General features: G+C 69.9%; 21 protein-coding genes. 14 read left to right on the top strand and 7 right to left on the bottom strand.

Annotated features, from left to right (window positions below; genetic code table 11):
- Positions 1–62: 62 nt before the first annotated feature.
- From HNR40_RS31605 to HNR40_RS31655, 11 genes are all read left to right on the top strand, one after another.
- Positions 63–407 carry a hypothetical protein gene (locus HNR40_RS31605; RefSeq protein ID WP_184967762.1) on the top strand — a complete coding sequence of 115 codons (345 nt, stop codon included), beginning with the start codon at positions 63–65 and terminating at the stop codon, positions 405–407.
- Positions 408–955: 548 nt separating this feature from the next.
- Positions 956–1,780 (top strand): conjugal transfer protein, encoded by an 825-nt coding sequence (locus HNR40_RS31610; RefSeq protein WP_312896585.1) that lies wholly within the window; start codon positions 956–958, stop codon positions 1,778–1,780.
- A 47-nt stretch (positions 1,781–1,827) separates the two neighbouring features.
- Complete coding sequence (locus tag HNR40_RS31615; protein WP_184967764.1) at positions 1,828–2,121, top strand: hypothetical protein; 294 nt, start codon at positions 1,828–1,830, stop codon at positions 2,119–2,121.
- Positions 2,122–2,180: 59 nt separating this feature from the next.
- Positions 2,181–4,736: a TcpE family conjugal transfer membrane protein gene (locus HNR40_RS31620; RefSeq protein ID WP_184967767.1), complete on the top strand. Its 2,556-nt coding sequence runs from the start codon at positions 2,181–2,183 to the stop codon at positions 4,734–4,736.
- A gap of 47 nt (positions 4,737–4,783) precedes the next feature.
- On the top strand, positions 4,784–7,261 hold the full coding sequence (locus HNR40_RS31625) for an ATP-binding protein (protein ID WP_184967769.1): 2,478 nt from the start codon (positions 4,784–4,786) through the stop codon (positions 7,259–7,261).
- On the top strand, positions 7,258–9,516 hold the full coding sequence (locus HNR40_RS31630; protein ID WP_184967771.1) for a type IV secretion system protein: 2,259 nt from the start codon (positions 7,258–7,260) through the stop codon (positions 9,514–9,516). Before HNR40_RS31625 ends, HNR40_RS31630 begins: the two co-directional genes overlap by 4 nt.
- 1 nt (position 9,517) lies before the next feature.
- A complete protein-coding gene (locus HNR40_RS31635) occupies positions 9,518–10,147 on the top strand; it encodes a hypothetical protein (protein ID WP_184967773.1) in 630 nt (209 codons plus the stop codon).
- On the top strand, positions 10,144–11,241 hold the full coding sequence (locus HNR40_RS31640) for a C40 family peptidase (RefSeq protein WP_312896586.1): 1,098 nt from the start codon (positions 10,144–10,146) through the stop codon (positions 11,239–11,241). The genes HNR40_RS31635 and HNR40_RS31640 overlap by 4 nt, the downstream gene beginning before the upstream one ends.
- A complete protein-coding gene (locus HNR40_RS31645; protein WP_184967775.1) occupies positions 11,238–11,627 on the top strand; it encodes a (deoxy)nucleoside triphosphate pyrophosphohydrolase in 390 nt (129 codons plus the stop codon). The genes HNR40_RS31640 and HNR40_RS31645 overlap by 4 nt, the downstream gene beginning before the upstream one ends.
- Positions 11,628–11,686: 59 nt before the next feature.
- The gene (locus HNR40_RS31650; protein ID WP_184967777.1) at positions 11,687–13,024 is read left to right on the top strand and encodes a hypothetical protein; all 1,338 of its coding nucleotides are present in this window, start codon (positions 11,687–11,689) and stop codon (positions 13,022–13,024) included.
- A 112-nt stretch (positions 13,025–13,136) separates the two neighbouring features.
- The gene (locus tag HNR40_RS31655) at positions 13,137–14,258 is read left to right on the top strand and encodes a hypothetical protein (RefSeq protein ID WP_184967779.1); all 1,122 of its coding nucleotides are present in this window, start codon (positions 13,137–13,139) and stop codon (positions 14,256–14,258) included.
- 411 nt (positions 14,259–14,669) lie between these two features.
- Here HNR40_RS31655 and HNR40_RS31660 read toward each other — a convergent pair whose 3' ends face one another.
- The 7 genes from HNR40_RS31660 to HNR40_RS31690 all read right to left on the bottom strand — a co-directional run bounded on the left by HNR40_RS31660 (position 14,670) and on the right by HNR40_RS31690 (position 21,995).
- The gene (locus tag HNR40_RS31660) at positions 14,670–15,422 is read right to left on the bottom strand and encodes a succinate dehydrogenase/fumarate reductase iron-sulfur subunit (RefSeq protein ID WP_184967781.1); all 753 of its coding nucleotides are present in this window, start codon (positions 15,420–15,422) and stop codon (positions 14,670–14,672) included.
- Complete coding sequence (locus HNR40_RS31665) at positions 15,419–17,314, bottom strand: fumarate reductase/succinate dehydrogenase flavoprotein subunit (RefSeq protein WP_184967783.1); 1,896 nt, start codon at positions 17,312–17,314, stop codon at positions 15,419–15,421. Before HNR40_RS31665 ends, HNR40_RS31660 begins: the two co-directional genes overlap by 4 nt.
- 9 nt (positions 17,315–17,323) lie before the next feature.
- Positions 17,324–18,061 (bottom strand): succinate dehydrogenase subunit SdhC, encoded by a 738-nt coding sequence (gene sdhC / locus HNR40_RS31670; RefSeq protein ID WP_446685791.1) that lies wholly within the window; start codon positions 18,059–18,061, stop codon positions 17,324–17,326.
- A 239-nt stretch (positions 18,062–18,300) separates the two neighbouring features.
- Entirely contained in the window at positions 18,301–18,741 is a 441-nt protein-coding gene (locus HNR40_RS31675) for a response regulator (protein ID WP_184967787.1), read from the bottom strand.
- Complete coding sequence (locus HNR40_RS31680) at positions 18,738–19,883, bottom strand: sensor histidine kinase (RefSeq protein ID WP_184967789.1); 1,146 nt, start codon at positions 19,881–19,883, stop codon at positions 18,738–18,740. Before HNR40_RS31680 ends, HNR40_RS31675 begins: the two co-directional genes overlap by 4 nt.
- Complete coding sequence (locus HNR40_RS57435) at positions 19,880–21,001, bottom strand: PP2C family protein-serine/threonine phosphatase (protein ID WP_184967791.1); 1,122 nt, start codon at positions 20,999–21,001, stop codon at positions 19,880–19,882. The genes HNR40_RS31680 and HNR40_RS57435 overlap by 4 nt, the downstream gene beginning before the upstream one ends.
- 37 nt (positions 21,002–21,038) lie before the next feature.
- On the bottom strand, positions 21,039–21,995 hold the full coding sequence (locus HNR40_RS31690) for a LysR family transcriptional regulator (protein WP_184967793.1): 957 nt from the start codon (positions 21,993–21,995) through the stop codon (positions 21,039–21,041).
- Between the two features lie 204 nt (positions 21,996–22,199).
- Here HNR40_RS31690 and HNR40_RS31695 point away from each other — a divergent pair, with 204 nt between their 5' ends.
- From HNR40_RS31695 to HNR40_RS31705, 3 genes are read left to right on the top strand one after another with little or no spacing between them, the layout of a single operon-like run.
- A complete protein-coding gene (locus tag HNR40_RS31695) occupies positions 22,200–22,931 on the top strand; it encodes a succinate dehydrogenase cytochrome b subunit (RefSeq protein WP_376773537.1) in 732 nt (243 codons plus the stop codon).
- Positions 22,931–24,853 carry a fumarate reductase/succinate dehydrogenase flavoprotein subunit gene (locus tag HNR40_RS31700; protein ID WP_184968136.1) on the top strand — a complete coding sequence of 641 codons (1,923 nt, stop codon included), beginning with the start codon at positions 22,931–22,933 and terminating at the stop codon, positions 24,851–24,853. Before HNR40_RS31695 ends, HNR40_RS31700 begins: the two co-directional genes overlap by 1 nt.
- Positions 24,853–25,590 (top strand): succinate dehydrogenase/fumarate reductase iron-sulfur subunit, encoded by a 738-nt coding sequence (locus HNR40_RS31705; RefSeq protein ID WP_184967797.1) that lies wholly within the window; start codon positions 24,853–24,855, stop codon positions 25,588–25,590. The genes HNR40_RS31700 and HNR40_RS31705 overlap by 1 nt, the downstream gene beginning before the upstream one ends.
- Positions 25,591–25,649 lie beyond the last annotated feature (59 nt).

Raw genomic sequence — 25,649 nt, forward strand, 5'->3', positions numbered from 1 at the left:
AACCCCTCCCGGCGCTCATGCGTCGAATCGTCACGGCGTTCACGCTGACTCGGGAGGGCCTGATGATCCGTCGCATACTTCGCAAACGACGCCCCACGCCGTCGCTGACCGGCATCAGCACGGAGGAGGAGCTCGCCTTGCTCAGGGTTGAGCTCATGTACGGCCTGCGGGTGAACCGTGAGGCCTATCTGCGCAGGAAGGTCGATGAGCGGGCCGAGGCCGCCGCCCGCTTGCACGGCGCCGACGCCGCGGACATCCTCGCCGGGTTGCGCGACTCGCTGGAGCGCGCGCTGCCGCGGCACAGAGCCATCGACCGGGGGTCCCGGCGCAATGTCATCGACCTTCGTGGCCGCAACGTCGTCGAGTTGCACGGGCGCCGCCAGACGGAGGATCCCGAGCCCGCCTGACCAGCGCGAAGATCGCCAGACCGCACTCCTCCGGGGGTGCGGTTTGTCGCGTCTTATACCAAATGCGCAGATCGGGACAGTCCCCGCGCCATTTGGACAGCAATCTCTGGCCATCTGGTAATGGGCGGCGCGCATCCAGCCTGGTCGAATGCCAATTCCACAGGAAAGGGACAGGAGGCGGCACTCCGTCCTGTCATACGGACTCGGTTTGCCCCCGAGCGGCGATGCCTGCAGCATGGGCGTGGCTTTCCTGGAACAATTGGCGGGACCGGATAAGGTGACACCTTCACCACGGATGATGGGGATCGGCAACGGACGACACCGCGCCAGCCGGGGGGACGGGCGCGAGCGGAGGCGTGATGGCTCGTAGGTCAACCGTCCAGCACGGTCCTCGGACCTCTGGCGACCCTGACCTTTCCGCGCGCCCTGAAACGGCTGACTTCGGCGCGCCGGCCACCAGGCCGCGGCGTGGCCGCTGGTCGGGCGGTGGCGGACGCTGGCTGGTCTGGGCCGGCCGCGCCATTCTCTGGGCGCTTATTGTGGTTATCGTGGTGAATGGGGTTCGTGCCCTATTCGAGCGAGCCACCCAGTCGAATACGCCGGCCGCGAATGAGACCTCGCAGGTCGCGCAGGGATTCCCCAGCGACCAGGCCTCCGCCTTCGCCGCGCAGTTCGCCGGCGTTTACCTGAATTTCACCGCGGCCGAGGCCCCGAGCAGGGCGGGCAAGCTCGCCGCCTTCCTGCCCGACGGCGCCGATCCGCAGTTCGGCTGGGACAGCTATGGCCGCCTGGGCGCGGTCGGCATCCAGCCGTACACCATCGAGGTCACCGACGCGAAGAACGCGGTGGTCTCGGTGGTCTTCCAGACGGGCAACCGCAGACTGCTGCTGTCCGTGCCGGTCTACTACTCGGGCGACGACGGCGGGCGGAAGTTCGTCGTCTCCGGCAGGCCCGCCCTGCTGCCCGCCCCCGGCGCGGCCGACCTGCCTCAGGTCGCCGGGCCCGAGGGCGACGAGGCGGCGCAGACGGAGCTCAAGCCGCAGCTCGAAGCCTTCTTCAAGGCCTATGCGCAGGGCGACACCCAGTCGCTCAAGCGTTACTTCGTCGCGGGGGAGACCCTGCCCGACCTGGGCGGGGCGCTGACCTTCGGCGAGCTCAAGAGTGTCGTGGTGCCTGTGGGGGGTGCCACCAGAGAGATCAAGGCCGAGGTGGTGTGGGTCGTGCCGACCGGCGCGACGCCGTCGGCCGAACCGACCGCCGACCCCAACTCGGTCGGCGGCCGTCTCGAGCAGGCCTATCGCCTCACTGTCGTGAAGCAGGGCGACAAGTGGTACGTCCAGGACATCCGTGGCGCCGGTCGGGCCGTTGGATAGACGCACACACTCGCGTTGCTGATCGGCACCCCCCGGGAGGACAAGAAGTGATCTTGAAGACCGTAGTGCTCAACCTGATCGACCTGGCGTCGGCGCTCACGCCGTCGCCCGCACCGACGGGCCCCGACACCTCGGGGCTCGCCAACTTCCTGCGCGGCTTCTTCGCCCCGCTCTTCCTCGTCGTCGTCTCCGTGGTCGCGCTCTTCTTCCTCTTCACCCGCGAGATCACGAGATTCGTGCAATTCCTGATCTTGGCTGTGGGGATCGGTGTGATCTTCTACGTTCCCAACATCATCGAAGTCACCGCCAAGGCGATCGCTGGGGCTCTGGGTATCAAGTAAGGGTTGAAGCCGCGCCCTGGCGGTCATTGAACGAGCGAGCGGGTGGAGAGGAGGACCGCGTGGACCTGCCCACGTATACCAATATCTGGCGAATTGAGAAGCGGCTCTACAAGCTGTACGACCTACGGCTGCCGACGCCGCTCCCCATCGTCTGGATCGGAATCTTCGCCGGTGTCCTGGCGCCGTGGGCGTTCCTGCTCTACATCGTCGGCCTGCCGTTCCAGACTCCGTGGCACGTGGTCTACCTCGTGCCGCCCGGCATCGTCACCTGGCTGTCCACCCGCCCCGTCATCGAGAACAAGCGCCTGACCGAGGTCATGCAGTCGCAGCTGCGCTACATGGGCGAGCCGCGCGCCTGGACCCGCATGGCCCCGGCCGCCGAGCCGGAGGCGGTGACGTTCTCCGGCCGGGTGTGGCGGGTGCTGCCCGTCCGCGCGAAGGCCCCCAAGAAGGCGCGCCACGCGATGCGCAAGCCCGCCACGGCGCCCGCGCCCTCCGTCCGTTCCGTCCAGCCCGCCGTGGCCGCAGCGGCCGCCGCGGCCACGTCCGCGCCGGTCGCCACCCCGCCCACCCGCTGGGGCGCCGCGGCGCCGGGCCGCCGCGGGACCGCTCCCGCCCTGGCCACCGCCGCCCAGCTCTCTCCCGCCGCAGACCCCATCGAGATCCCGGTACGGCAGGCCGACCCGGCCCCCTTCGAGCCGACCCACTCCGACCAGGCACCCGAGCAGGCACACCCGGAGCAGGTGCGCCCGGAACCGGCACGCCCGGGACCGGCACGTCCGGAGCCGGTGCGGCTGGAGACGGTCCGTCCGGAGCCGGTCCGTCCGGAGCCGGTGCAGCTGGAAGCGGTGCGGCTGGAAGCGGTGCGGCAGGAGGTGGTCCGTCCGCAGGCGGCGGTCCGTCCGCAGGGGGCGGACGCCGAGACGGCGCGCCCCGAACCTGCCCGCCCCGAAGCGCCAAGGCCCGAAGCGGCACGGCCGGACGTCGTGCGTCCTGCGGCGGCGCGGGGTGACGTCAGAGCAGTTGGGGCGCCTGGCCAGGATGTCGCCGGGGCGGGCCATGAGGCCGCCGGGGCTGGGCGCGTACCGGAGAAGGGCGTCGCGGCGGGGAAGCCGATCGATGCCGAGGCGTTGCGCAGGTTGCGGCGGCTCGCGGCCACCGCCGACCCCGGCGCCGCTGTTCAGGGGCCGCCGCTGCCCGAGGCGTCGGGTGAGCAGGAGCCCGGTGCGCAGGTTCCGGACGAGGCGCTGTTGCAGCATCGCAAGGGACAGCCGCCCAGGCCGGGGGCTCCGCTGCCCCTGCCGGGTGGCCAGCCCGCCTGGCCGTCCGCCAAGGAGGCCAAGGAGCCCAAGCCGGTCACGAACCCTCTCACCAAGCCGGTCACCAACCCCGCAGCCAAGCCGGTCTCAGACCCAGGCGGCAAGCCGGTGACGGGCCCCGCAGCCAAGCCGGTCACGGATCCGGGTGCCAAGCCCGTGACGAGTCCCGTTGCCAAGCCGGTCATGAACCCCGTGCCCAAGCCGGTCAGCAAGTCGCCTGTCGCGCGTGATCACACGGGTGGCGAGCAGGTTGGCGGGCCGGGGGGGAAGCGGGCTGAGGCGGTTCGGCCGAGTGAGGGGCAGGACGAGCGCGTGCCGGGCCCCAGGACTGGGGATGGGCGGGTGCGGCGGATCGAGTCCGTCGTCGGGCGGGACTCCGGCGGCTGGCGGCGCATCGCGCAGGTCGTGGTCGGCGGTGGCGGGCCCAGGACCGACGGGTCGGAGATCGACGAGGCGCGCGCCCGCGCCGTGTTCGGGGGCAGCCGGCGGATCGTGGTGCTCGGGTGTACGGGCGGCGCCGGTCAGAGCACGACCGCGCTGATGCTCGGCCACACCCTGGCCAAGATCCGCGACGACCGGGTGGTGGCCGTCGACGCCAACACCGGCGCCAACACCCTGACCAGCCGCATCAAGCCGGAGTCGCCCGAGACGCTGGCCAGCCTGCTGTCCGGGCTGGACCGGGTCAGCGGGTATCTGACGATGCGCGGCTACACGAGCCGTACCTCTTCCGGGCTTGAGGTGATCGGGGCCGACACCGACGCGGGGGCCGAGCAGCGGATGTCGGACCGGACGCTGTTCTCCGACCACCGGCTCGGCCAGGCGGTCCACCTGCTGGACCGCCACTACAAGCTGGCCGTGATCGATCCGGCCGCGGCGCTGGCCGCCCGCGTCCTGCCGTACGCCGACCAGCTGGTTCTCGTCGTCCCGGCGAGCGAGGAGGCGTCGGAGGCGGTGGCGATGACGTTCGAGTGGCTCGACGGCCACGGCTGTGCCGATCTGCGCAGGCGCGCGGTGATCGTGGTCAACGGTGTGAGCAGGCGTTCGATGGCCGACGTCGAGCAGGCGGAGGCGGTGGCCCGTGGCAGGTGCCGGGCGATCGTCCGGGTTCCCTGGGAGGACGAGCTGGCGCCCGACGGCGTCGACGCCGTCGATCCGGGGCAGTTGCGCGCGGCCGGGCGGCGGGCCTATTTGGCCCTCGCGGGGGTCGTGGTGGCGGGCTTCGCGGCACAGACGGTCCGAGCGAGCGAAGAGGAGTTGGCGAGTGACCCCCCGGGCACGAGAATCGGTGAGCGTTAAGTGAACATGTGTGCAGGTCAGGCCCGTTCATGCGCCGAGGGGGCGGCATGAGCAGGGCGTCGCGAGCGCACCAGCGTCTTGCGGTCCGCTACTTCGACGACCGCATCCTGCTCACGGACTCCTGCGCATGGGCCTATTTCCGGCTTCCGACGGTCAGCTATGAGTTCGTCACTCCAGAAGAGCGCGAGGCTCTGGCGACCAACATCACGATCGCGCTGGCGGCGATCAGGATGCCCGACGCCGAGGTGCACCTGCGCGTGGCGCACCGCACGTACCCGGCCGCCGAGTGGGCGATGGCCCTGAACGGCACCTCCGACGAGGGGGCGGGCTGGCGCGACTACCTGGAGGAGATGTACCGGCACGTCTGGGCGAAGGACTTCTGGTCGAAAGAGGTCTACATCGGGGTACGGCTGGGCTCCCGCGGCCGCCAGCTGGGGCAGGGAGTCCTGGCCCAGTTGTTCGGCTTCTACCAGCGCACCGAGAAGGTGCTGGGGCTCGACGACGACCACGTGCCGGACAGCGAGATCAGCAGATGGACCGAACAGGCGGAACGCCTGGGCAGAGCACTCGCATCCAGCGCACTCTACGCCCGGCACGCCACCTCGACCGAGGTGGCGTGGTTGTTCCAGCACGCCGCCTCCGGCTCGCTCGGCGACCCGCCGCCGTCGGCCAGCCCGCGCCGCCGCTGGGGCCGGGGCGAGATCGAGTCGCTGGTCGAGGGCGAGATCCGCAACGGCAGGTCGCTGCTGCGCATGATGCAGCCGCAGGGTGACTCTTATGTGGCCTACCTGTCGTTCGCCCGCTTCCCCGACCTGATGCCGTTCCCGGACGGCGAGCCGTGGATGCACTTCTCCGACCAGCTGCCGTTCCCGGTCGAGATCTCCAGCAGGATGCGGCTGATCCCGCCGGTCAGGGCCTCGAAGGACGTGGCGCGCAAGCTCGCGCACGCCCGCGACATGGACATCCACATCCGCGAGGCGGGCGCGGAGGCGCCGATCGCGCTGGCCGAGCAGATCGACGCCGCCCGCATGCTGGAGCACGGCATCACCAAGGAGCGCCTGCCCTTCGTGTACGGCTGGCACCGCCTGATCATCAGTGCCCCGACCGAGGAGATCTGCGTGCAACGGGTCGAGGCGGTCGTCGAGCACTACCGCGACATGGGCATCGACGTGGTCAACTCCACCGGCGACCAGTTCTCGCTGTTCTGCGAGACGCTGCCGGGCGAGAAGGTGCGGGTCAACGCCTACGCGCAGCGCCAGCCCCTGCGCACGATCGCCGGCGGCATGGCCACGGCCACGGTCGACCTGGGCGACCGGATGGAGGATCCGGTCTCCGGCTGGCTCGGGCCGTACATCGGGGAGACGGTCGGAAGGGCGCGCAGCATCGTGCACTTCGACCCGCTCGTGGCGGCGATGCGCAACCGGCCCACGGCCATCGCGATCACCGGCGAGCCCGGCGGCGGCAAGACCACGCTGGCGCTGCTGATGATCTACCAGATGGCGTTGCGCGGCGTCACGGTGGCGGTGATCGACCCCAAGGGCGACGCCGACTCGCTGGTGCAGCTGCTGCAGAAGCGCGGGCGCAAGGCCCGGATGATCCCGCTGGGGTCGGCGGCGCCCGGCTTGCTCGACCCGTTCTCGTTCGGCGACGACATCGCGGCCAAGAAGACGATGGCGACCGAGACGCTGCGGCTGCTGCTGCCGCGCATGTCCGAGGAGCGGGAGTCGGCGATGATCCAGGCGGTCGCCGCGGTCTCGAACGCGCCGGACCCGTCGCTGGGCAAGGTCGTGGACTACCTGGAGCAGTCCGACGACGCCGCCTCCAAGAACCTGGGCGCGGTGCTCCGCTCGATGTCGGAGATGCACCTGGCCCGGCTCTGCTTCGACCCGTCCGGTGGCGAGCAGATCGACACCGAGGGCTGGACGACGGTGTTCACGCTGGGCGGGCTGACGCTGCCCGACGTGGCCACCGGCCGCGACGACTACTCCTACGAGCAGCGGCTGTCGGTGGCCCTGCTCTACCTGGTCTCCCAGTTCGCCCGCAGGCTCATGAACAGCCTCGACCGGAGGGCGCCCAAGGCGATCTTCCTGGACGAGGCGTGGGCCATCACCTCCACGCCCGAGGGGGCCAAGCTGGTGCCCGAGGTCAGCCGTATGGGCCGCTCCCGCAACACGGCGCTGGTCCTGGTCTCGCAGAACGCCGGCGACCTGCTGAACGAGCAGGTGACCAACTGTCTCTCGTCGGTCTTCGCCTTCCGATCGACAGAACGGGTGGAGGTCGACCACGTCATGGCGCTGCTCGGTGTGGACCCCTCGGAGGAGCACAAGGCCGTGCTGCGCTCGCTGGGCAACGGCGAATGCGTATTCCGCGATCTGGATGGCAGGGCGGGGCGCATTGCAGTAGACCTGATCTCCGAAGAGCTACTGCGCTGGCTCGACACGAATCCTACGCATGACAAACCCGGCGACAGCGGGAATGATCTTCAAGGGGGAGTGGGCAGCAGGGCGCAGGAGGTGCGGTCATGAAGGTCCGGCTAGCCAGGCGGCTGGCGGTTGCTCTGGCGCTGCTCGCGGGCATCATCGTGCTGCCCGCGATCGCGGGCGCCGCGTCACCCGCGGCCGCTGCTCCGTGTGATCTTTCCGGCACGCTCGCGCCGGAGCTGGTCGGCGGCGGCGTGGACGGGCTGCTTTCGCCCCCCGCGCCCACCAGTACGGCGCCCGCCGCGCCGACGACCAACTACCAGCAGTTCGGCACCAGCGGCCAGTTCTGGCACACCTACGACATCGGCTGCGACTTCGGCTCCTTCATCGGCAACTCGTGGGCCAACCAGGTGTTCCTGTGGGCCAAGGCGATCGACCGGCTGACGATCACCACGTACCAGGCGGCCGCCACCGAGGGGCCGCTGGAGGCGATCAAGGACGTCGTCGACGACATCGTCACGAACCTGTCGGAAGCCATGTACTGGCCCTACCTGCGGCCGATCGTCATCCTCGGCGCGATCTGGCTGGCCTGGTACGGGCTGATCCGCAAGCGGGCCACCACGACCACCGAGGGCATCATCTGGATGGTCCTCGCCGTCACCGTGGCCACCTGGTTCTTCAGCCGCCCGCAGGACTTCACCGGCCTCGGCAAGGTGGTCACCGACAAGACCGGCGAGGTGGTCAACTCCGCGTTCTCCGGCCTGCCGGGCTCCGGCGGCACCTCCTGCCTGCCAGGACCCGGCCAGACGAGCCCGCAGGTCAAGGCCGGAGGCTACGCCCACACCGGCACGCCCACGGTCGACCAGAACGCCGACGCCCTCTGGTCCACACTGGTCTGCAAGCCGTGGCTGATGGGCATGTTCGGCACCGCCGACCCCAACCAGCCGATCGTGCGCGACTACGGCCGGGCCATGCTGGAGATCCAGACGATCGACGCGGCCGAGATGGCCAGCGGCAGCCGTGACAACGGCGCCCACCAGGCCAAGTACGCCGAATACGCCGACAAGCTCAGGGGCGACCCGCGCTACTTCGTCTTCCAGGGCAAGGAGTGGACCAGCCGGGTCGGCGTGGCCATCGGCGCGCTCATCGCCGCCCTGGTCGCCGGGCTGCTGATCTTCCTGGTCGCGGTCTCGCTGCTGGTGCTGAAGGTCAGTTTCCTGCTCCTGCTCATCCTCGGGCCGATCTTCCTGCTGATCGGCGTGCATCCGGGCAGCGGGCGCATCATCGCCATGCGCTGGGTGGAGATGCTGATCGGCACGCTGCTGCGGCAGGCCGTGCTTGCGCTGGTGCTCGGTGTGCTGGTCTACGGCTACGCGCTGATCATGTCCTCGGCGCTGCCCTGGGGCATGCAGATCCTGTTCATGGCGCTTCTGACGCTCGCGGTCTACTTCTACCGCCGGCCGTTCCAGCACCTGTTCGCCTCCATGAACGGGCACACGCTGACCACCCGCATGCTCGGCGACGCCACGACAGCCCCGGTGCTCAACCAGGCGGCGACCGTGCTGCCTCCCGTCGCGGCCAACAAGGTCAAGAACTGGGGCGTACGCAAGGGTGAGCCGGTGCTCCAGGCAGCGGCGGCGGCCGGATCCGCGGGCGCGGCGGCCGGAGCCGCGGCGGCCCGCGCGGGTGCGGGCGGCGACGGCAACGGCACGCCGTCCGGCAACCGGATGCCCGCGACCCCCGCACCGCTCAACACCGACCAGCCCGGCAAGGGCGGAGCCCGTACGGCTCCCGCCGCCAGGACCGGCTCGGCGCCGCCGCTCAACCTGGGCGGCACGCCCACCCGCACCCCGCGCCCCGGAGGGCGCGGCGGCGGAGGCGGAGGCGGTGGCGTGAGCGGCGGTTCCAGCGGCGGCTCCGGTGGCGCCGGTGGGTCGGCGTCCGGTGGGTCCGGCGGCTGGTTCGGCGGACGGTCCGGTGGCGGCTGGGCGCCCCGCGGCGGCTCGGGCACGCGCTCCGGCGGCTCACGGTCCGGCGGCTCGCGCACCTCCTCGGGCGGTTCGCGCCCCTCAGGCGGCGGACTGTTCGGCGGCGGCGGCTCGTCCGGCACCAGGCGTAATTCGAACGAGCGCCGCTCTTCGGGCGGCGGCGGCGGCTTCTTCGGCGGCTCAGGCGGTTCGTCGGGCGGCGGCATCTTCGGCGGCGGACGTGGCGGCCGGAACTCGCCAGAGGTGCCCAAGGCGCGCGGCTCCGAGCCGCCCCCGCTCTGGCTGCCGACCCGGCAGAGCGGTAGTGGCCGGGGCGGTGACGAACCGCCGGTGCCGTTCTGGTTGAAGCCCAATAGTCCCGACAAGGATTGAGATGGCGCAGTCAGGTGACAAGCGCGGGGTGGTCTTCGCCGCGATCGTGGCGGTCGTGGCCGCGGTCGGCCTCTATGTGACGATGTGGCCGGGCGACGACCCGGACCCGGCCTCCGTGCCCGCCGCGACCGGCAGCGCGGCGCCGAGCGCCCCGGTCACCAGCAAGCCGCTGGCCACCGCCAGCGACGGGCCGTTCGACATCTACGACTACCTGCCGATGAGCAGGCAGCAGCTCGCCGCCGCCGCGGATCTGGCCGAGCGATTCACCGCCAGCTACGGCTCCTTCCGCTACGACGAGGACCCGTCCGTCTACGCCGATCGGGTCAAGGTGTTCACCACCGGCGAGCTGGCCAGCTTCCTCACCAAGGCGCTCACCTCCCCGGGCACCATCGAGCAGAACAAGACCGAGCAGACGGTCGCCACCGCCACGGCGAAGATGAAGGAGATCAGGCAGGTCGGTGCGACCTCGATCATCTTCGTCGTCACCAGCACGCAGAAGCTCACCGGCAGGTCGGGCACCAGCGAGCGCGCCGAGGACCTGGCCGTCACGCTCACGCCCGTGGGCAACGACTGGCGGGTCTTCGACGTGCAGCCGGCCGGAGACGGCCAAGACGGGGACCCCGAAGGGTGAACGTCTCCTCACGCGCCCGCATCGGCCTGGCCGTCGGCCTGGCGGGCCTGCTGCTTCTCGGCGTCATCATCGTGTCGCCGATGATGATGATGCCGGGCATGCCGTCCTTCATCGGCAACTCCACGACCACCGACTGCGAGGACGACACCCAGGTCGAGGACGTCTCCGACTCGGGCTCCTCCGACATCCCGCCCGACCTGCTGGAGCTGTACAAGAAGCACGGCAAGAAGATCGGCGTCCAGTGGAACATCCTGGCCGCGGTCGGCAAGCGCGAGACCGACCACGGCCGCTCCAACCTGCAGGGCGTCAAGAGCGGCACCAACTACGCCGGCGCCGCGGGGCCGATGCAGTTCCTGATCAGCACGTGGGGCGGCAAGGCCAGGATCCCGATCCCGTCGAAGTTCAACGGCTACGCCTCCGACGGCGACGACGACGGCATCGCCGACGTCTACAACCCCGCCGACGCCATCCTGGGCGCCGCGCGGATGCTGAAGCGCAACGGGGCTCCGGAGAACGTACGGCGGGCGCTGTTCGTCTACAACCGGGCCTGGTGGTACGTGGACCAGGTCGAGGCCATCGCCAAGAAGTACGCCAAGTCCGGTGAGGTGAAGCTGCCCCCGCAGGCCGACCCCCAGTGCGACGAGCCCCTGGTGCAGGCGGCGCCGACCGACGTGGTGGCCAAGATCCTCTCCTACGCGCTGGATCAGCGGGGCAAGCCGTACCTCTGGGGCGGGACCGGACCCGACGCCTTCGACTGCTCGGGGATCATCTTCATGGCCTACCGCAGCGTCGGCCTGTCGATCCCGCGCACCACGTTCGGCCAGTGGCCGTTCGGCGTCAAGGTCGAGCAGGGCAGCGAGCAGCCCGGCGACCTGGTCTTCTTCAACGCGGGCCCCGGAACCGGCCCCAACAACCCCGGCCACGTCGGCATGGTCGTCTCCAAGGGGAAGATGATCGAGGCACGCTGCCGGCTGTGCGGGCCGATCAAGGTGACCAGCTACCAGACGCGCGACACGCTGATGGGCTTCACCCGGCCGCTGCAGAACCCCGCCGTCCTGGACCAGCTGAAGAAGCAGGAGAATGCGGCCCTATGAGCATCGTCGTGGTGGCCGCCGTCATCGTCTCGGACGGGCGGGTGCTCGCCGCCCAGCGCGCCGAACCGCCGGCGCTGGCCGGCGGATGGGAGTTCCCCGGCGGCAAGGTCGATCCGGGGGAGGGCGAGGAGGAGGCGCTGCTCCGCGAGTGCCGGGAGGAGCTCGGGGTCGAGATCTCCGTCGGCCGCCGGGTGGGCGGCGACTGGCCGCTGTCGCCCGGGTACGTGATGCGGGTGTGGCTGGCCACGCTGCAGGTGGGGACGCCGGTGGCCAAGGAACACCTGGCGCTGCGGTGGCTGGGGCCGGACGAGTACTTCTCCGTCGACTGGCTGGGCGCCGACCTGCCGGTGATGGAAGCCGTGGCGGATCTGCTCGGACAGGATTAGCCGACTCCGTTCTGTGACATAACCACTACTAGGTGTGTCCGCATTCGGGGGGAACCGTCATGTTCGAGCGCAAGCGATCCCGTGGGGTCGCGGTGGCGGTGGGAACCGGTGCCCTGATCCTCGCGACTCTGTCGGCCGCGTCGGCCGCCGTGGCCGGTGAGGTGGCCCTGGTCTTCGACCGCGTGGGCGACCCCGACGACCTCGGCGCGTGGGTGCGGACGGGCGACGTGCTGCGTTTCCGGGTACGGCTGGCCGGCGACGCCCAGGACGCGCGCCTCGCCTTGGCCGCCAGTCCGGGCGAAGCCCTGTCCACGGTCACCTGCGCGCCCCAGAGCCCCGCTGCCGGTGCCCCAGGGCTGATCGCCGCCCCGCCCTCACAAGCGCCTGAAGCGCCCGCTGTCCCGCCCTCGGGAGCGCCTGGGGCAGCGTCCGCTGGACCCCTTGTGTCGTCGGGGAGCGCTCTGCCGGACGACGGCTCGGCGGACGGCCGGGCGGCCGGAGCATTGGGCATGCCTGAGGCGGCCGGTGCGTTGGGCGTGCCCGAGGCTGCTGGGGCGTTGGGCGTGCCCGAGGGTGCTGGGGCGTTGGGTGTGCCTCAGGTGGATGGGACGTTGCTGCCCGGGACCGTGCCGACGCCCGCTGTGGGTGTGGCGGCGCGGGGGGCCGAGGTGTGCAGGCTGGGGAAGGTGTCGGGGGAGCGGGCCGTGGACGTGCGGCTGACGGTGCCGCAGGGGGTGAACGAGGTCGTCCTGGCCGCGGTGGCCCAGGTGTGGGGGAGCGGCGGCGTGTCGACGCTCAGCGGGACCGCCCGCACTCCCGTGGGGACCGGGCCGATGCCACGGCCCGCCGCCGCTCCCCGGCCGCAGGAGACCGTGGTGATCCCGCTGCCCACCCCGATGGCCAAGCCCGCCCAGGCCGGGCGACCGGCCAAGGGGGACGAGGCCAGGCCGCGCAGCGACAGCTCGTACACCGGACCACGCGGCGCCCTCACCAACGTCGGCCCGCGCAGCGCGACCCGCAACACAAGCCCGAGCGGCGCCACCCGCAACACAAGCCCGAGCGGCGTCGGCCCCAACACCGCCCCGCGCGCCGTGAGCCCGTACGTCGGACCGCGGCCCGGTCAGGCCGCCCCGCCACAAAAGGGGTTGTGGAACGACCCGAACCTCCGGCTGCCCAAGGTCGCCCCCGCGTCCGCCCCCGCGACCGAGGCCGCAGGCGTGCCGTTGCCGCGGCAGATCGCGGTGGCGGCCAGGACGTTCGAGACGAATGAGCCCATGAATCTGCTCACCGGTCACCGCGGACTGTCCGTCGCGGCAGGTGGGATCGCGGTTCTGCTGGTGGGGCTGTGGTTCGTCGCCCGCGCGCAGCGCCGCAGGATCGCCGAAAATCAGGATTGAACCGTTCCAGCCCAGGTCACAGCGTGACAACATCGGGGAACAGGGCTTTACTGTTACTTTGACCTGACTAGTATTCCCTTGACCATGTTCCGGGATTGCGCGGAGGGCACCGGTGGCACGCACACGAGCGACGGCCGTGTCCGCGTTGATCCTCGCTGTCGGTCTCACCGGAGCGGCGGTCTCGCCGTTCGTCATCCAGGCGGCCAGCGCGTCCACGTACGTCTTCGAGCCGCCGCCCGTCGAGGGCTGCGAGGCGGGCGAGGTGTGTGACCCCGAGGTCACCATCACGCAGACCGTGACCGAGTCGCCCGAGCCCGAACAGCCGGAGACGACGATCACCAAGACCGTCACCAAGTCCCCGACCCCCAAGACCACCACGAAGGCGCCCAAGCCGAAGCCCACCCCCACGCCCAAGACGTCCAGCCCGGCGATCCAGCCGCAGCCGATCGCGCCCAGTTCGAGCGTCCCGATCCCGACGCCGTCCTCGGAGCCGCCGCCGTCAGAGGCCCCGGTGCAGCTGCCCACGGTCGCGGGCTCGCAGCCGTCCACGCCGACGTCGCCGACCCCGCTGGCCTCGGAAGAGCCCACGGACGAGTCGCAGCAGTTGGAATTGCGGAACGCGGCGCCCGAGTTCGACCAGCGGACGCTGACGCAGAAGCTCAGCATCCCGGCGCTGGTGCTGGTGCTGCTGACCCTGTTCGCGGTACTGATCTTCGAGGGCAGGCTCCGCCGCATGGCCCACGCCGCCGCCGTCCGCAAGGCCGGCCCCGCCCCCGACCCCCACCAGGGCTACCCCGCCGGCCCCGCGTACACGGCCTACCCAGGCGCCCACCCCAGCGGTGGTCCGCACCCGCCACAGGGCGGCTACCCCGGATACCCGGGCGGCACGGCGTATGCGCCGATCATCAGCTTCGTCCCGGTGCAGACGTATCCGACCAACCAGCCCGTCTACCAGGACCCGGGCACATTCACCCAGCCCTACCCGCAGCAGCCCCCCACCCCCGAACCGCCCGCCGAGCCCATGGTGCTCCACCCGGACGAGTTCGACTCCTACAGCCACGAGCCGGAGGAGGACAAGGTCCGGGGCGCGTTCGAGCCTTTGGTCCCACCGGAGGCCCCACCCGCCGACATCCCCTCCGGCGGCTCCGGCCCATACGACGCCACCCGCGAAATGCCCCTCTCCCCCGGCTCCGCCGCCGAACCCGGCGACGACGACCTCTTCCGCAGGGATTAGCTTTCTCTCTGCTGGTTTTGGGCTTCTATCCGTTACGGCGAGCCGCCCCACCCCCACCCGCCGTACGGGGCTGAGGACATTCCAGGGTCACGGCAGGCAGGCCGCGCCTGGTCGGCCACCGCAACGCGCGCCCCGCCGGCCAAACAAGGCTCAACCCCTTTTCCCGGTCCCACGGCTCTACCCCTTAGCTGGCCAAGGATCGGTTCTGGAGGCCACTTGGCTGGGTGGGGTGGGCCGTTGCGGGGGGTGCGTTTGTCCGGCTTGAGAAGCGATCCCCCCGATACGTGAGCCAGCGGCGGCGGGTGGCGTGGGGGCGGCTTGCCGTAACGGAACATCGGCTTGAAGGGCCGCACAGATGATGAAAGCGCCCGCCGTCACGGGGTGGCGGCGGGCGAGTCGAGCTAGAGAGAGTTACGACTTGCGGCGGAAGATCTTGTTGCCGAGCCAGACCAGCGGGTCGTATTTGCGGTCTACGACGCGCTCTTTCATGGGGATGAGCGCGTTGTCGGTGATTTTGATGTGTTCGGGGCAGACCTCGGTGCAGCACTTGGTGATGTTGCAGTAGCCCAGGCCGTGCTGCTCCTGCGCCGAGTCCTTGCGTTCCGCCACGTCATACGGGTGCATGTCCAGCTCCGCGATCCGCATCAGGAAGCGCGGGCCGGCGAAGGCGGGCTTGTTCTCCTCGTGGTCGCGGATCACGTGGCAGACGTTGTTGCACATGAAGCACTCGATGCACTTGCGGAACTCCTGCGAGCGCTCGACGTCCACCTGCTTCATGCGGTACTCGCCCGGCCGGACGTCGGCGGGCGGGGTGAAGCTGGGGATCTCGCGGGCCTTCTGGTAGTTGAACGAGACGTCCGTCACGAGGTCCTTGATGACGGGGAAGGTCCGCATCGGGGTGACGGTGATGGTCTCGTCCTCCTCGAAGGTGGACATCCGGGTCATGCAGCCCAGGCGCGGCTTGCCGTTGATCTCCATGGAACACGAGCCGCACTTGCCGGCCTTGCAGTTCCAGCGGACGGCGAGATCGGGGGCCTGGGTGGCCTGGAGGCGGTGGATGATGTCGAGGACGACCTCGCCCTCGTTCACCTCGACGGTGAAGTCCTCGAGCTTGCCTTCACCGCCCTCACCGCGCCAGACCTTGAACTTCGCCTTGTAACTCATTCTGCGTTCCCCAGCTCTTCTTCGGTGAGGTACTTCTTCAGCTCGCCCAGATCGAACAGGTCGAACAGGTCCTTGCGCATCGGCGGCTGGACCTTCTCCTCGACGGTGACGGCCGCGCCGTCGGGGGTGGCGCAGACGAGGAGCTTGCGGCGCCACTCGGGGTTCATGCCCGGGAAGTCGTCGCGGGTGTGGCCGCCGCGGCTCTCCTGGCGCAGCAGCGCGGCGCGGGCCACGCACTCCGAGACCAGCAGCATGTTGCGCAGGTCGAGCGCGAGGTGCCAGCCGGGGTTGTAGATGCGCGAGCCGGCGGCGCCGACGAGTTCCACGCGCTCCTTGAGCTTCTCCACGACTTCCAGCGCCTCGGAGACCTCCTCGGCCTTGCGGATGATGCCGACCAGGTCGTTCATCGTCCGCTGGAGCTCGTGGTGGACCTCGTAGGGGTTCTCGCCGCTGCGCTCCAGCGGGGCGAGGGCCTCGGCCTTGGCGGCGTCGACGGACTCCTGCGCGACGGCGGGGCGGGCCGGGAGCGCGTTGACGTACTCGGCCGCGCCGAGCCCGGCTCTGCGGCCGAAGACCAGCAGGTCGGACAGGGAGTTTCCGCCGAGGCGGTTGGAGCCGTGCATGCCGCCGGAGACCTCGCCGGCCGCGAACAGCCCGGGTACGGCCGCCGCCCCCGTGTCGGCGTCGACCTCGACGCCGCCCATGATGTAGTGGCAGGTGGGGCCGACCTGCATGGGTTCGGCGGTGATGTCGACGTCGGCCAGTTCCTTGAACTGGTGGTGCATCGACGGCAGCCGCCGCTTGATCTCCTCGGCGGGCAGCCGGGTGGAGACGTCCAGGAAGACGCCGCCCTGGGGTGATCCTCGGCCCGCCTTCACCTCGGCGTTGATGGCGCGGGCCACCTCGTCACGGGGCAGCAGCTCCGGGGGGCGCCGGTTGTTGGCCTGGTCGGTGTACCAGCGGTCGCCTTCTTCTTCGGTGGTGGCGTACTTGTCCTTGAAGACGTCCGGGATGTAGTCGAACATGAAGCGCTTGCCCTCGGAGTTGCGCAGCACGCCGCCGTCTCCGCGGACCGACTCGGTGACCAGGATGCCGCGCACCGAGGGCGGCCAGACCATGCCGGTCGGGTGGAACTGGATGAACTCCATGTTGATGAGGTTGGCGCCGGCCAGCAGGGCCAGGGCGTGGCCGTCGCCGGTGTACTCCCAGGAGTTGGAGGTGACGACGTAGGACTTGCCGATGCCGCCGGTGGCCAGGACGACCGCGGGCGCGTCGAAGAGGATGAAGTTGCCGGTCTCGCGCCAGTAGCCGAAGGCGCCGGAGATGGCACCTGCTGGTCCGTGCACGGAGCTGGCGTCCTTGAGCAGGCGGGTGACCGTGCACTCCTGGAAGACCTTGATGTAGGCCTCGTAGTCGCCGTGGGTCTCGTAGTCCTCCTGCTGCAGGGCGACGACGCGCTGCTGCAGCGTGCGGATCAGCTCCAGGCCGGTGCGGTCGCCGACGTGGGCCAGGCGGGGGTACTCGTGGCCGCCGAAGTTGCGCTGGCTGATCTTGCCGTCTTTGGTGCGGTCGAAGAGCGCGCCCCAGGCCTCCAGCTCCCAGACGCGGTCGGCGGCCTCCTTGGCGTGGAGCTCGGCCATGCGCCAGTTGTTGAGGAACTTGCCGCCGCGCATGGTGTCGCGGAAGTGCACCATCCAGTTGTCGTCGGAGTTGACGTTGCCCATCGCGGCGGCCGCGCCGCCCTCGGCCATGACCGTGTGGGCCTTGCCGAACAGGGACTTGCAGACGATCGCCGTGCGCTTGCCCTGCTGCCTGGCCTCGATCGCGGCCCGCAGCCCGGCGCCGCCCGCTCCGATGACGACGACGTCGTATTCGTGACGCTCGATTTCCACAGGTTGTCCTTATGCGAACGGGAAGTTGACGATGCCCTTGGCCACGAGCCTGACGTAGAAGTCGGCGCCCATCACCGAGAACATCGAGGCCCACGCGAGTGGCTGGTGCTTGGCGTTGAGCTTCGAGACGAATGTCCAGGCCTTGTAGCGCACCGGGTGCCGGGAGAAGTGGTTCAGGCGGCCGGCGGTGATGTGCCGGCACGAGTGGCAGGACAGCGTGTACAGGTTGATCAGCACCGCGTTGAGAATCAGGATCCACGTGCCGAGTCCGGTCGGCGTGTGGATGAGCGCGAGGACCGCGTCGTAGGCCAGGATCAGGCCGATGGCGATCGCCGCGTAGAAGAAGTAGCGGTGGATGTTCTGGATGATCAGGGGGAACCGGGTCTCACCCGAGTACTTGCCGTGTGGCTCCTGCACCGCGCACGCCGGCGGTGAAAGCCAGAACGAGCGGTAGTAGGACTTGCGGTAGTAGTAGCAGGTGAGCCGGAAACCGCCGGGCAGGCCCAGGATCAGCAGGCCGGGCGGCAGGGTGTACCAGTCGCCGAAGGGCGCCAGCCCGAGGAAGCGGGCGCCCTCGGGACAGGATGTCGCCAAACACGGCGACGAAAACGGGGCTATGTACTCGCTCGGCGCGTAGTAGTAGCTGCCGTCGAAGATCGCCCATACGCCGTAGACAAGGAATGAGCTGAGCCCGAGAAAGGTCAGCAGCGGGGCCAGCCACCAGTTATCGGTGCGAAGCGTGCGCACTTTGATCTGCGCGCGCTGTCTCCTTACCGGGCTTTCAGGCGTCGTCTGGGTCATCGCGGACCTCTCCACCTCCCGCGGACCCTGCTCGCCTGGGGTCCGGGTTCGAGTCGCTGAGCGCGCGGCGTCTCCGCTCGGGCGCGCATTTGGTGGGGGATACGTTACGACGACGGCATCACGTTTTGTGAGAAGGGTCACTCACTTTTTGGATGCCCCGGTGTGATTCCTGTCACGTCCGCACGTCAGAGGCGGTGTCCCTGGTTCGGGAGCTTCACTACGGTCACGAAAAAATTGTCTATTTGCCGGACAACCCGGATAAATTGGTCAAAATCTACCGGTTTGGTGACATATGCGTTTGCGTGGAGCTGGTAGCTGCGGATGATGTCCTCCTCCGCCTCCGACGTCGTCAGGATCACCACCGGGATCGAGCGCAACGCGGCATCCGCCTTCACCTCCTCCAACACCTCCATGCCGTCCATACGCGGCAGGTTGAGGTCGAGCAGGACCAGGTCCGGGCGGGGCGCGTCGGAGTAGCCCTCCTCGCGGCGCAGGAAGGCGAGCGCCTGCTCGCCGTCGTTGACCACGTGCAGGCGGTTCTTGACCTTGTTCAGCTCGAAGGCCTCCCGGGTCAGCAGGATGTCGCCCTGGTCGTCTTCGACCAGCAGCACCTCGATCGGGATCATGCGTCCTCTTCCGCTTCCGGCAGGGTCCAGCGGAACGTGGCTCCCGGGCCCTCCCCGTCGGGGTCGAGCCAGAGCAGTCCGCCGTGGTACTCAACGATCTTCCTGCACAGCGCCAGCCCGATGCCGGTGCCCGGGTAGACGTCGCGCGCGTGCAGCCGCTGGAAGATCAGGAAGATGCGGTCAGCGTACTTGGCCTCGACGCCGATGCCGTTGTCCGAGCAGCTGAACTCCCACATGCCGTTGTCCGTGCGCCGCGCCCCGATGTGGATGCGCGGGGGGACGTCGGAGCGGAACCTGACGGAGTTCTCCACGAGGTTCTGGAAGAGGCGGACCAGCTGTGACCTGTTGCCCACCACCTTCGGCAGGCGGTCGGAGGTGACGACCGTCTCGGTGTCCTCGATCGCCGCCGACAGGTTCTCCAGCGCCGCGTTCAGCGCCTCGCCGGTGTCGGTGACCACGCGTTCGCCGTGGACCCGGCCCACGCGGGAGAAGTCGAGCAGGTCGTTGATGAGCACCTGCATGCGCTTGGCGCCGTCCACGGCGTAGCCGATGTACTGCTTGGCGCGGTCGTCGAGCTGCGGGGCGTACCTCTGCTCCAGCATCTGCGTGAAGCTGGCCACCTTGCGCAGCGGCTCCTGGAGGTCGTGGCTGGCCACGTAGGCGAACTGCTCCAGCTCGCCGTTGGAGCGCCGCAGTTCGTCGGCCTGCTCCTCGGCGCTGCGCCAGCCCTCCAGGATGCGCCCGCGCATCGAGTCGACGTGGGAGGCGAGCTCGGCGAGCTCGGCCGGGCGGTCGACCCGCAGCCTGCGGTTGAAGTCGCCGGCCGCGACCTCGCGCACCTGTCCGGCGAGCTGGGCCATGGGCTTGAGCACGGCGTAGCGGATCATGAACGTCAGCGCCACGGCGGCCAGGAGGATGACGGTGAAGACCAGGATGAGGATGGTGTTCAGCTGGTCCAGCCTGGCCACGACCTCGGGGCGCGGCTGGATCGCGCGGATCTGCTCCACCATCGTCAGCGTCACGCCGACGCCGGCGGCGTAGGCCAGCGCCATGACGACGCCGGCGGCGATGAACCAGCGGGCCACGGGCAGCCGGCCGAAGCCGGTGGGCTCCTTGGCCGGTGGCAGCGGATGGAGGTTCACGGCGCTCTCCTCTGGACGAGGACCACGGCCAGGTCGTCGGTGAGGGTTCCGACGTGCCGGATCAGCCGGTCGAGGTCGACGTGGCCGTGCTCGCGCACCAACTCCACGAGCCCGTCGACGCCCAGCTGGTCCTGCTCCACGGCCGCCTCGATGAGGCCGTCCGTGTAGAGCATGAGGGACCACTCCTCGCCCAGGGGCACGTCGATGGCGTGCCATTCGGCGTCGTGGAAGATGCCCAGCGGCGGCCCCGACGGGCCCTCGCCGATGGCGGTGACCACGCCGTCGCGGATCAGCACCGGTGGCGGGTGGCCGACGACGCGCAGCTCGGCGTGGGTGAGATCGGGGGTGAGGGTGGCGGTGCAGAGCGTGGTGTAGATCTCCGGCGCCTTGCGCTCGACCCTGAGCAGCGCGTCCATCGTGCGCAGCATGACGTCCCCGGTCCGCCCGGCCAGCACCAGCGTGCGCCAGGCGATGCGCAGCGCGACGCCGAGCGCGGCCTCGTCGGGGCCGTGCCCGCACACGTCGCCGACCACGATGTGCACCGAGCCGTCCGGCGTCTGCACGGTGTCGTAGAAGTCGCCGGCGAGCAGGGCGCCCTGGCTGCCGGGCAGGTAGCGGGTGGTGTGCTCGATCGTGTCGCCGCTCAGCAGCGGGACGGGCAGCAGGCCGCGTTCGAGCCGGGCGTTCTCCTGGGCGCTCACCTCCGCCTTCACCAGCATCCGCTGGGTGCGCCTGCGCTCCATGGAGTAGCGGATCGAGCGGACCAGCAGGCGGGCGGTGATGTCCTGCTTGACCAGGTAGTCCTGGGCGCCGGCCTGCACCGCGGCCACGCCGACGTGCGCGTCGCTGGTCCCGGTCAGCACCAGCACCGCGGCGTGCGGCGCGGCCGCCAGCACCTGCTCCAGGGCCTCAAGCCCGCTGGCGTCCGGTAGTGACAGGTCGACGAGCACGCACTGCACGTCCGCGGTGAGCTTGGGCAGGCCCTCCGCCAGGCTGCGCGCCCAGGTGATGCGCGGCGGCGCGTCTGCTTCCTTAAGCAGCTCCTCGACCAAGAAGGCATCACCGTCGTCGTCCTCGATGAGGACGAGGGTGAGCGTCTCAGATAGTGAAGCCGTCACGCACTGCCCTCTCCACTGCCTCGTAGCGATCGCTGGTTCATTCTGCGATGAGCTCGACCCCTTGCGGAAGCGTCCCTTCGTGCGCGGCCTCGACGAGAAATGTCCGCAGAGTAGCGCGGAACGCCTGCGCCGCGCGGGTGGGTTCGACGTCCTTGCGGTTGGCCAGCGCGATCGTGCGGCTCAGGCCCGGTGGCGCCAGGGGGGTGCCGGTCAGCCCCGGCCTCCCGTCGAGCACCATCGACGGCACCACGGCCACGCCCAGCCCCGCCTCCACGAACCGCAGCACCGCGTCCATCTCGCCGCCCTCGACCGCGAAGCGCGGCTCGAATCCCGCCTGACGGCAGGCCGCGAGCGTGGCCTCGCGCAGGTCGTAGCCGCGCCGGAACATCACCATCGGCCGTCCGCGCAGGTCCTCGATCCGCACGTACGGCCGGCGGATCGCCATGTCGTCACCCGGAGGCCCGGCCCGCCGGTGGCTGGGGGAGACGACGACCAGGTTCTCCCGCAGGATCTCCTCGGTCACCAGTGAGGGATCGTCGTGCTGGAGCGGCGTGATGATCAGCGAGAGGTCGATCTGCCCGCGGGCCAGCGCCCTGACCAGGTCGCGCGAGCCGCCCTCCTCGACGTGGAGCCGGATGCCCGGATAGTCGCGGTGGAAGCGGGCCAGCGCGTCGGCCAGCAGTCCGGCGCACAGGGACGGGGTGGCGCCCAGCCGTACGCGGCCGCGGCGCAGCCCGGCCAGCTCGGCCACCTCCTGCCGGGCGGTGTCGGCGTCGGCGAGCATGCGGCGGGCCAGCGGCAGGAGCGCCTCGCCGGCGGGGGTGAGCGTGACGTTCCCGCGCGCGCGGGAGAACAGCGGCGCGCCGAGTTCGGTCTCCAGGGCCTTGATCTGCTTGCTCAGCGACGGCTGGGCCACGCGCATGCTCTCGGCGGCCTGGGTGAAGTGCCTGGTCTCGGCTACCGCGACGAAATAGGCGAGCTGCTGCAATTGCATGATCTCCATAGCTTACGGCTATCGCCAGGCTGTGATTTTGCTCGCACGCGTGCTTTGTGGATTTTGCGGCAGCCGTACTAAACCAAGGCTCATAGCTCTTGGCTATGGAAACCAGATCCATGATGACTTGGACGGATCATTCCTGGATACCTAGCGTTCCAAGATGTGACTGCCACGATTGAGCGCGGGGCCGCGACGGCGCCCGTGAGTCCCCCCAAGACGGAAGCCGGGAAGACCCCTGCTCCGCCAACGCCCAAGAAGTCCCGCGGGTTCCTGAGCTCGTCGAACGGCAGGAAAGTCATCATGGCCGTCACGGGCGCCGTGATGGTGGGCTTCCTCGCCCTGCACATGCTGGGCAACCTGAAGATCTTCTACGGCCGCGAGTCGTTCAACGAGTACGCGCACTGGCTGCGGACGCTGCTGCAGCCGTTCCTGCCGTACCGGGGAGTGCTGACCCTGCTGGAGATCGGCCTCTTCCTGGCCGTGGTCCTGCACATGTGGGCGGCCATCACGCTGACCCGCCGCGCGCGCAAGGCCAGGCCGGTGAAGTACGTGGCCAAGAAGTCGCAGGCCACCGGCTATGCCACGCACATCATGCGCTGGGGTGGCGTCACCATCGCGCTCTACATCGTCTGGCACCTGCTCGACCTGACCTTCGGCGTGGTCAACCCCGCCGGGTTCAACTCCGCGCCCGCCGACCGCATGATCGAGGGCTTCCAGCCCGGCCGCTGGTGGGTCACGGCCGTCTACGTGATCGCCATCATCCTGGTCGGCCTGCACCTGCGGCACGGCATCTGGTCGGCCTTCCAGACGCTCGGCTGGGTCAAGGGCGAGCGCCGCCGGATCGTGAAGCTGGGCGCGCTGGCCTTCTCGGCCGTGCTCGTGCTCGGGTTCCTCGCGCCGCCGCTGGCCATCATGTTCGGAGTAGTCAAGTGATCGAATACACCGAGGGCGAAGCCCTCCGGGACGCCAAGGCCCCGGAAGGCCCCATCGAGGAGCGGTGGGCCAAGCGGAAGTTCTCCGCCAAGCTCGTCAACCCCGCCAACAAGCGCAAGCTCAACGTCATCGTGGTCGGCACCGGCCTGGCCGGCGGCTCGGCCGCCGCGACCCTCGGCGAGCTGGGCTACAACGTCAAGTCGTTCTGCTACCAGGACTCGCCCCGGCGGGCGCACTCGATCGCCGCCCAGGGCGGCATCAACGCCGCGAAGAACTACCGAGGCGACGGCGACTCGATCTACCGGCTCTTCTACGACACCGTCAAGGGCGGCGACTTCCGCGCCCGCGAGTCGAACGTCTACCGCCTGGCCGAGGTCTCGGTGAACATCATCGACCAGGCCGTGGCCCAGGGCGTGCCGTTCGCCCGCGAGTACGGCGGCCTGCTCGACACCCGCTCCTTCGGCGGCGCGCAGGTCTCGCGCACCTTCTACGCCCGCGGCCAGACGGGCCAGCAGCTCCTGCTGGGCGCCTACCAGGCGCTGGAGCGGCAGGTGAAGGCCGGCACCGTCGAGATGTTCACCCGGCACGAGATGCTGGAGCTGATCGTCTCCGACGGCCGGGCGCGCGGCATCATCGTGCGCGACATGGTCACCGGCGAGATCGAGCGGCACACCGCCGACGCGGTCGTGCTGGCCACCGGCGGCTACGGCAACGTCTTCTTCCTGTCCACGAACGCCAAGGGCTGCAACACCACGGCCATCTGGCGGGCGCACGAGCGCGGCGCGTACTTCGCCAACCCCTGCTACACGCAGATCCACCCGACCTGCATCCCGGTCTCCGGCGAGTACCAGTCGAAGCTGACGCTGATGTCGGAGTCCCTGCGCAACGACGGCCGGGTGTGGGTGCCGGTGGCCGCCGGCGACCAGCGCGCCCCCGGCGACATCCCGGACGAGGAGCGCGACTACTACCTGGAGCGCATCTACCCGGCCTTCGGCAACCTGGTCCCGCGTGACATCGCCTCGCGCGCGGCCAAGAACGTCTGCGACGAGGGCCGCGGCGTCGGCCCCGGCGGCCTGGGCGTCTACCTCGACTTCCGCGACGCGATCGGCCGCCTCGGCCGCGACGCCGTCGAGAAGAAGTACGGCAACCTCTTCGAGATGTACGAGCGCATCACCGGCGAGGACCCCTACACCCAGCCGATGCGCATCTACCCGGCGGTGCACTACACGATGGGCGGCCTGTGGGTGGACTACGACCTGCAGTCCACGGTCCCGGGCCTGTTCGTGATCGGCGAGGCCAACTTCTCCGACCACGGCGCCAACCGCCTGGGCGCGTCGGCGCTGATGCAGGGCCTGGCCGACGGCTACTTCGTGCTGCCGACCACGCTGGGCGACTACCTGGCCAACGGCCCGTACGGCGAGGTCGACGAGGAGGCCGTGGCCGAGGCCGAGATCAAGGTACGCACCAAGATCGACCGCCTGATGGCCGTCAACGGCACCCGCACGCCCGACTCCTTCCACCGGGAGCTCGGCAAGATCATGTGGGACTTCTGCGGCATGGAGCGCACCGAGGAGTCGCTGCGCAAGGCCCTGGAGCTGATCCCGGCCCTGCGCGAGGAGTTCTGGCGCAACGTCAAGGTCAGCGGCACTCCCGAGGAGCTCAACCAGGTGCTGGAGAAGGCCGGCCGGGTGGCCGACTTCTTCGACCTGGCCGAGCTGATGTGCCTGGACGCGCTGGTGCGCACCGAGTCCTGCGGCGGCCACTTCCGCGCCGAGTCGCAGGACGCCGACGGCGAGGCGCTGCGCGACGACGAGCACTTCGCGCACGTCTCGGCCTGGGAGCGCACCCCCGACGGCCCGGTGCTGCACAAGGAAGCGCTCGAGTACGACTACGTCAAGATGAGCCAGCGGAGCTACAAGTAATGGATCTCACCCTCAAGGTATGGCGGCAGAGCGGTCCGGACGACGCCGGGCGCATGGTCACCTACCTGGCCAAGGACGTCTCTCCGGACATGTCCTTCCTGGAGATGCTCGACGTCGTGAACGAGAAGCTGATCCTGGAGGGCGACGACCCGATCGCCTTCGACCACGACTGCCGCGAGGGCATCTGCGGCATGTGCGGCATGGTCATCAACGGCGTGGCCCACGGCGAGCAGCGCGCCACGACGACGTGCCAGCTCCACATGCGCCACTTCGAGGACGGCGCCGAGATCACCATCGAGCCGTGGCGGGCCGCTCCCTTCCCGGTCATCAAGGACCTGGTCGTGGACCGCAGCGCGTTCGACCGCATCATCCAGGCGGGCGGCTTCGTCTCGGTCCCGGCCGGTTCGGCGCCGGACGCGCACGCGGTCCCGGTCCGCAAGGAGGACGCCGACGACGCCTTCGACGCGGCGACCTGCATCGGCTGCGGCGCCTGTGTGGCGGCCTGCCCGAACGGCTCGGCGTCGCTGTTCACCGCGGCCAAGATCACCCACCTGTCGCTGCTGCCGCAGGGCCAGCCCGAGCGCCTCATCCGCGCCAAGGCGATGGTGGACCAGATGGACGCCGAGGGCTTCGGCGGCTGCACCAACACCGGCGAGTGCACGGCGGTCTGCCCGAAGGGGATCCCGCTGGACACCATCGCCCAGATGAACACCGACTACCTGAAGGCCAGCAGGTAGCAGTCCTGGAGAAGGCCGCACACCGGAGGGGGGTGCGGCCTTTTTCACGCCCATGAGTG

Source organism: Nonomuraea endophytica (genome assembly GCF_014203235.1).
GTDB classification, from domain to species: Bacteria; Actinomycetota; Actinomycetes; order Streptosporangiales; family Streptosporangiaceae; genus Nonomuraea; species Nonomuraea endophytica.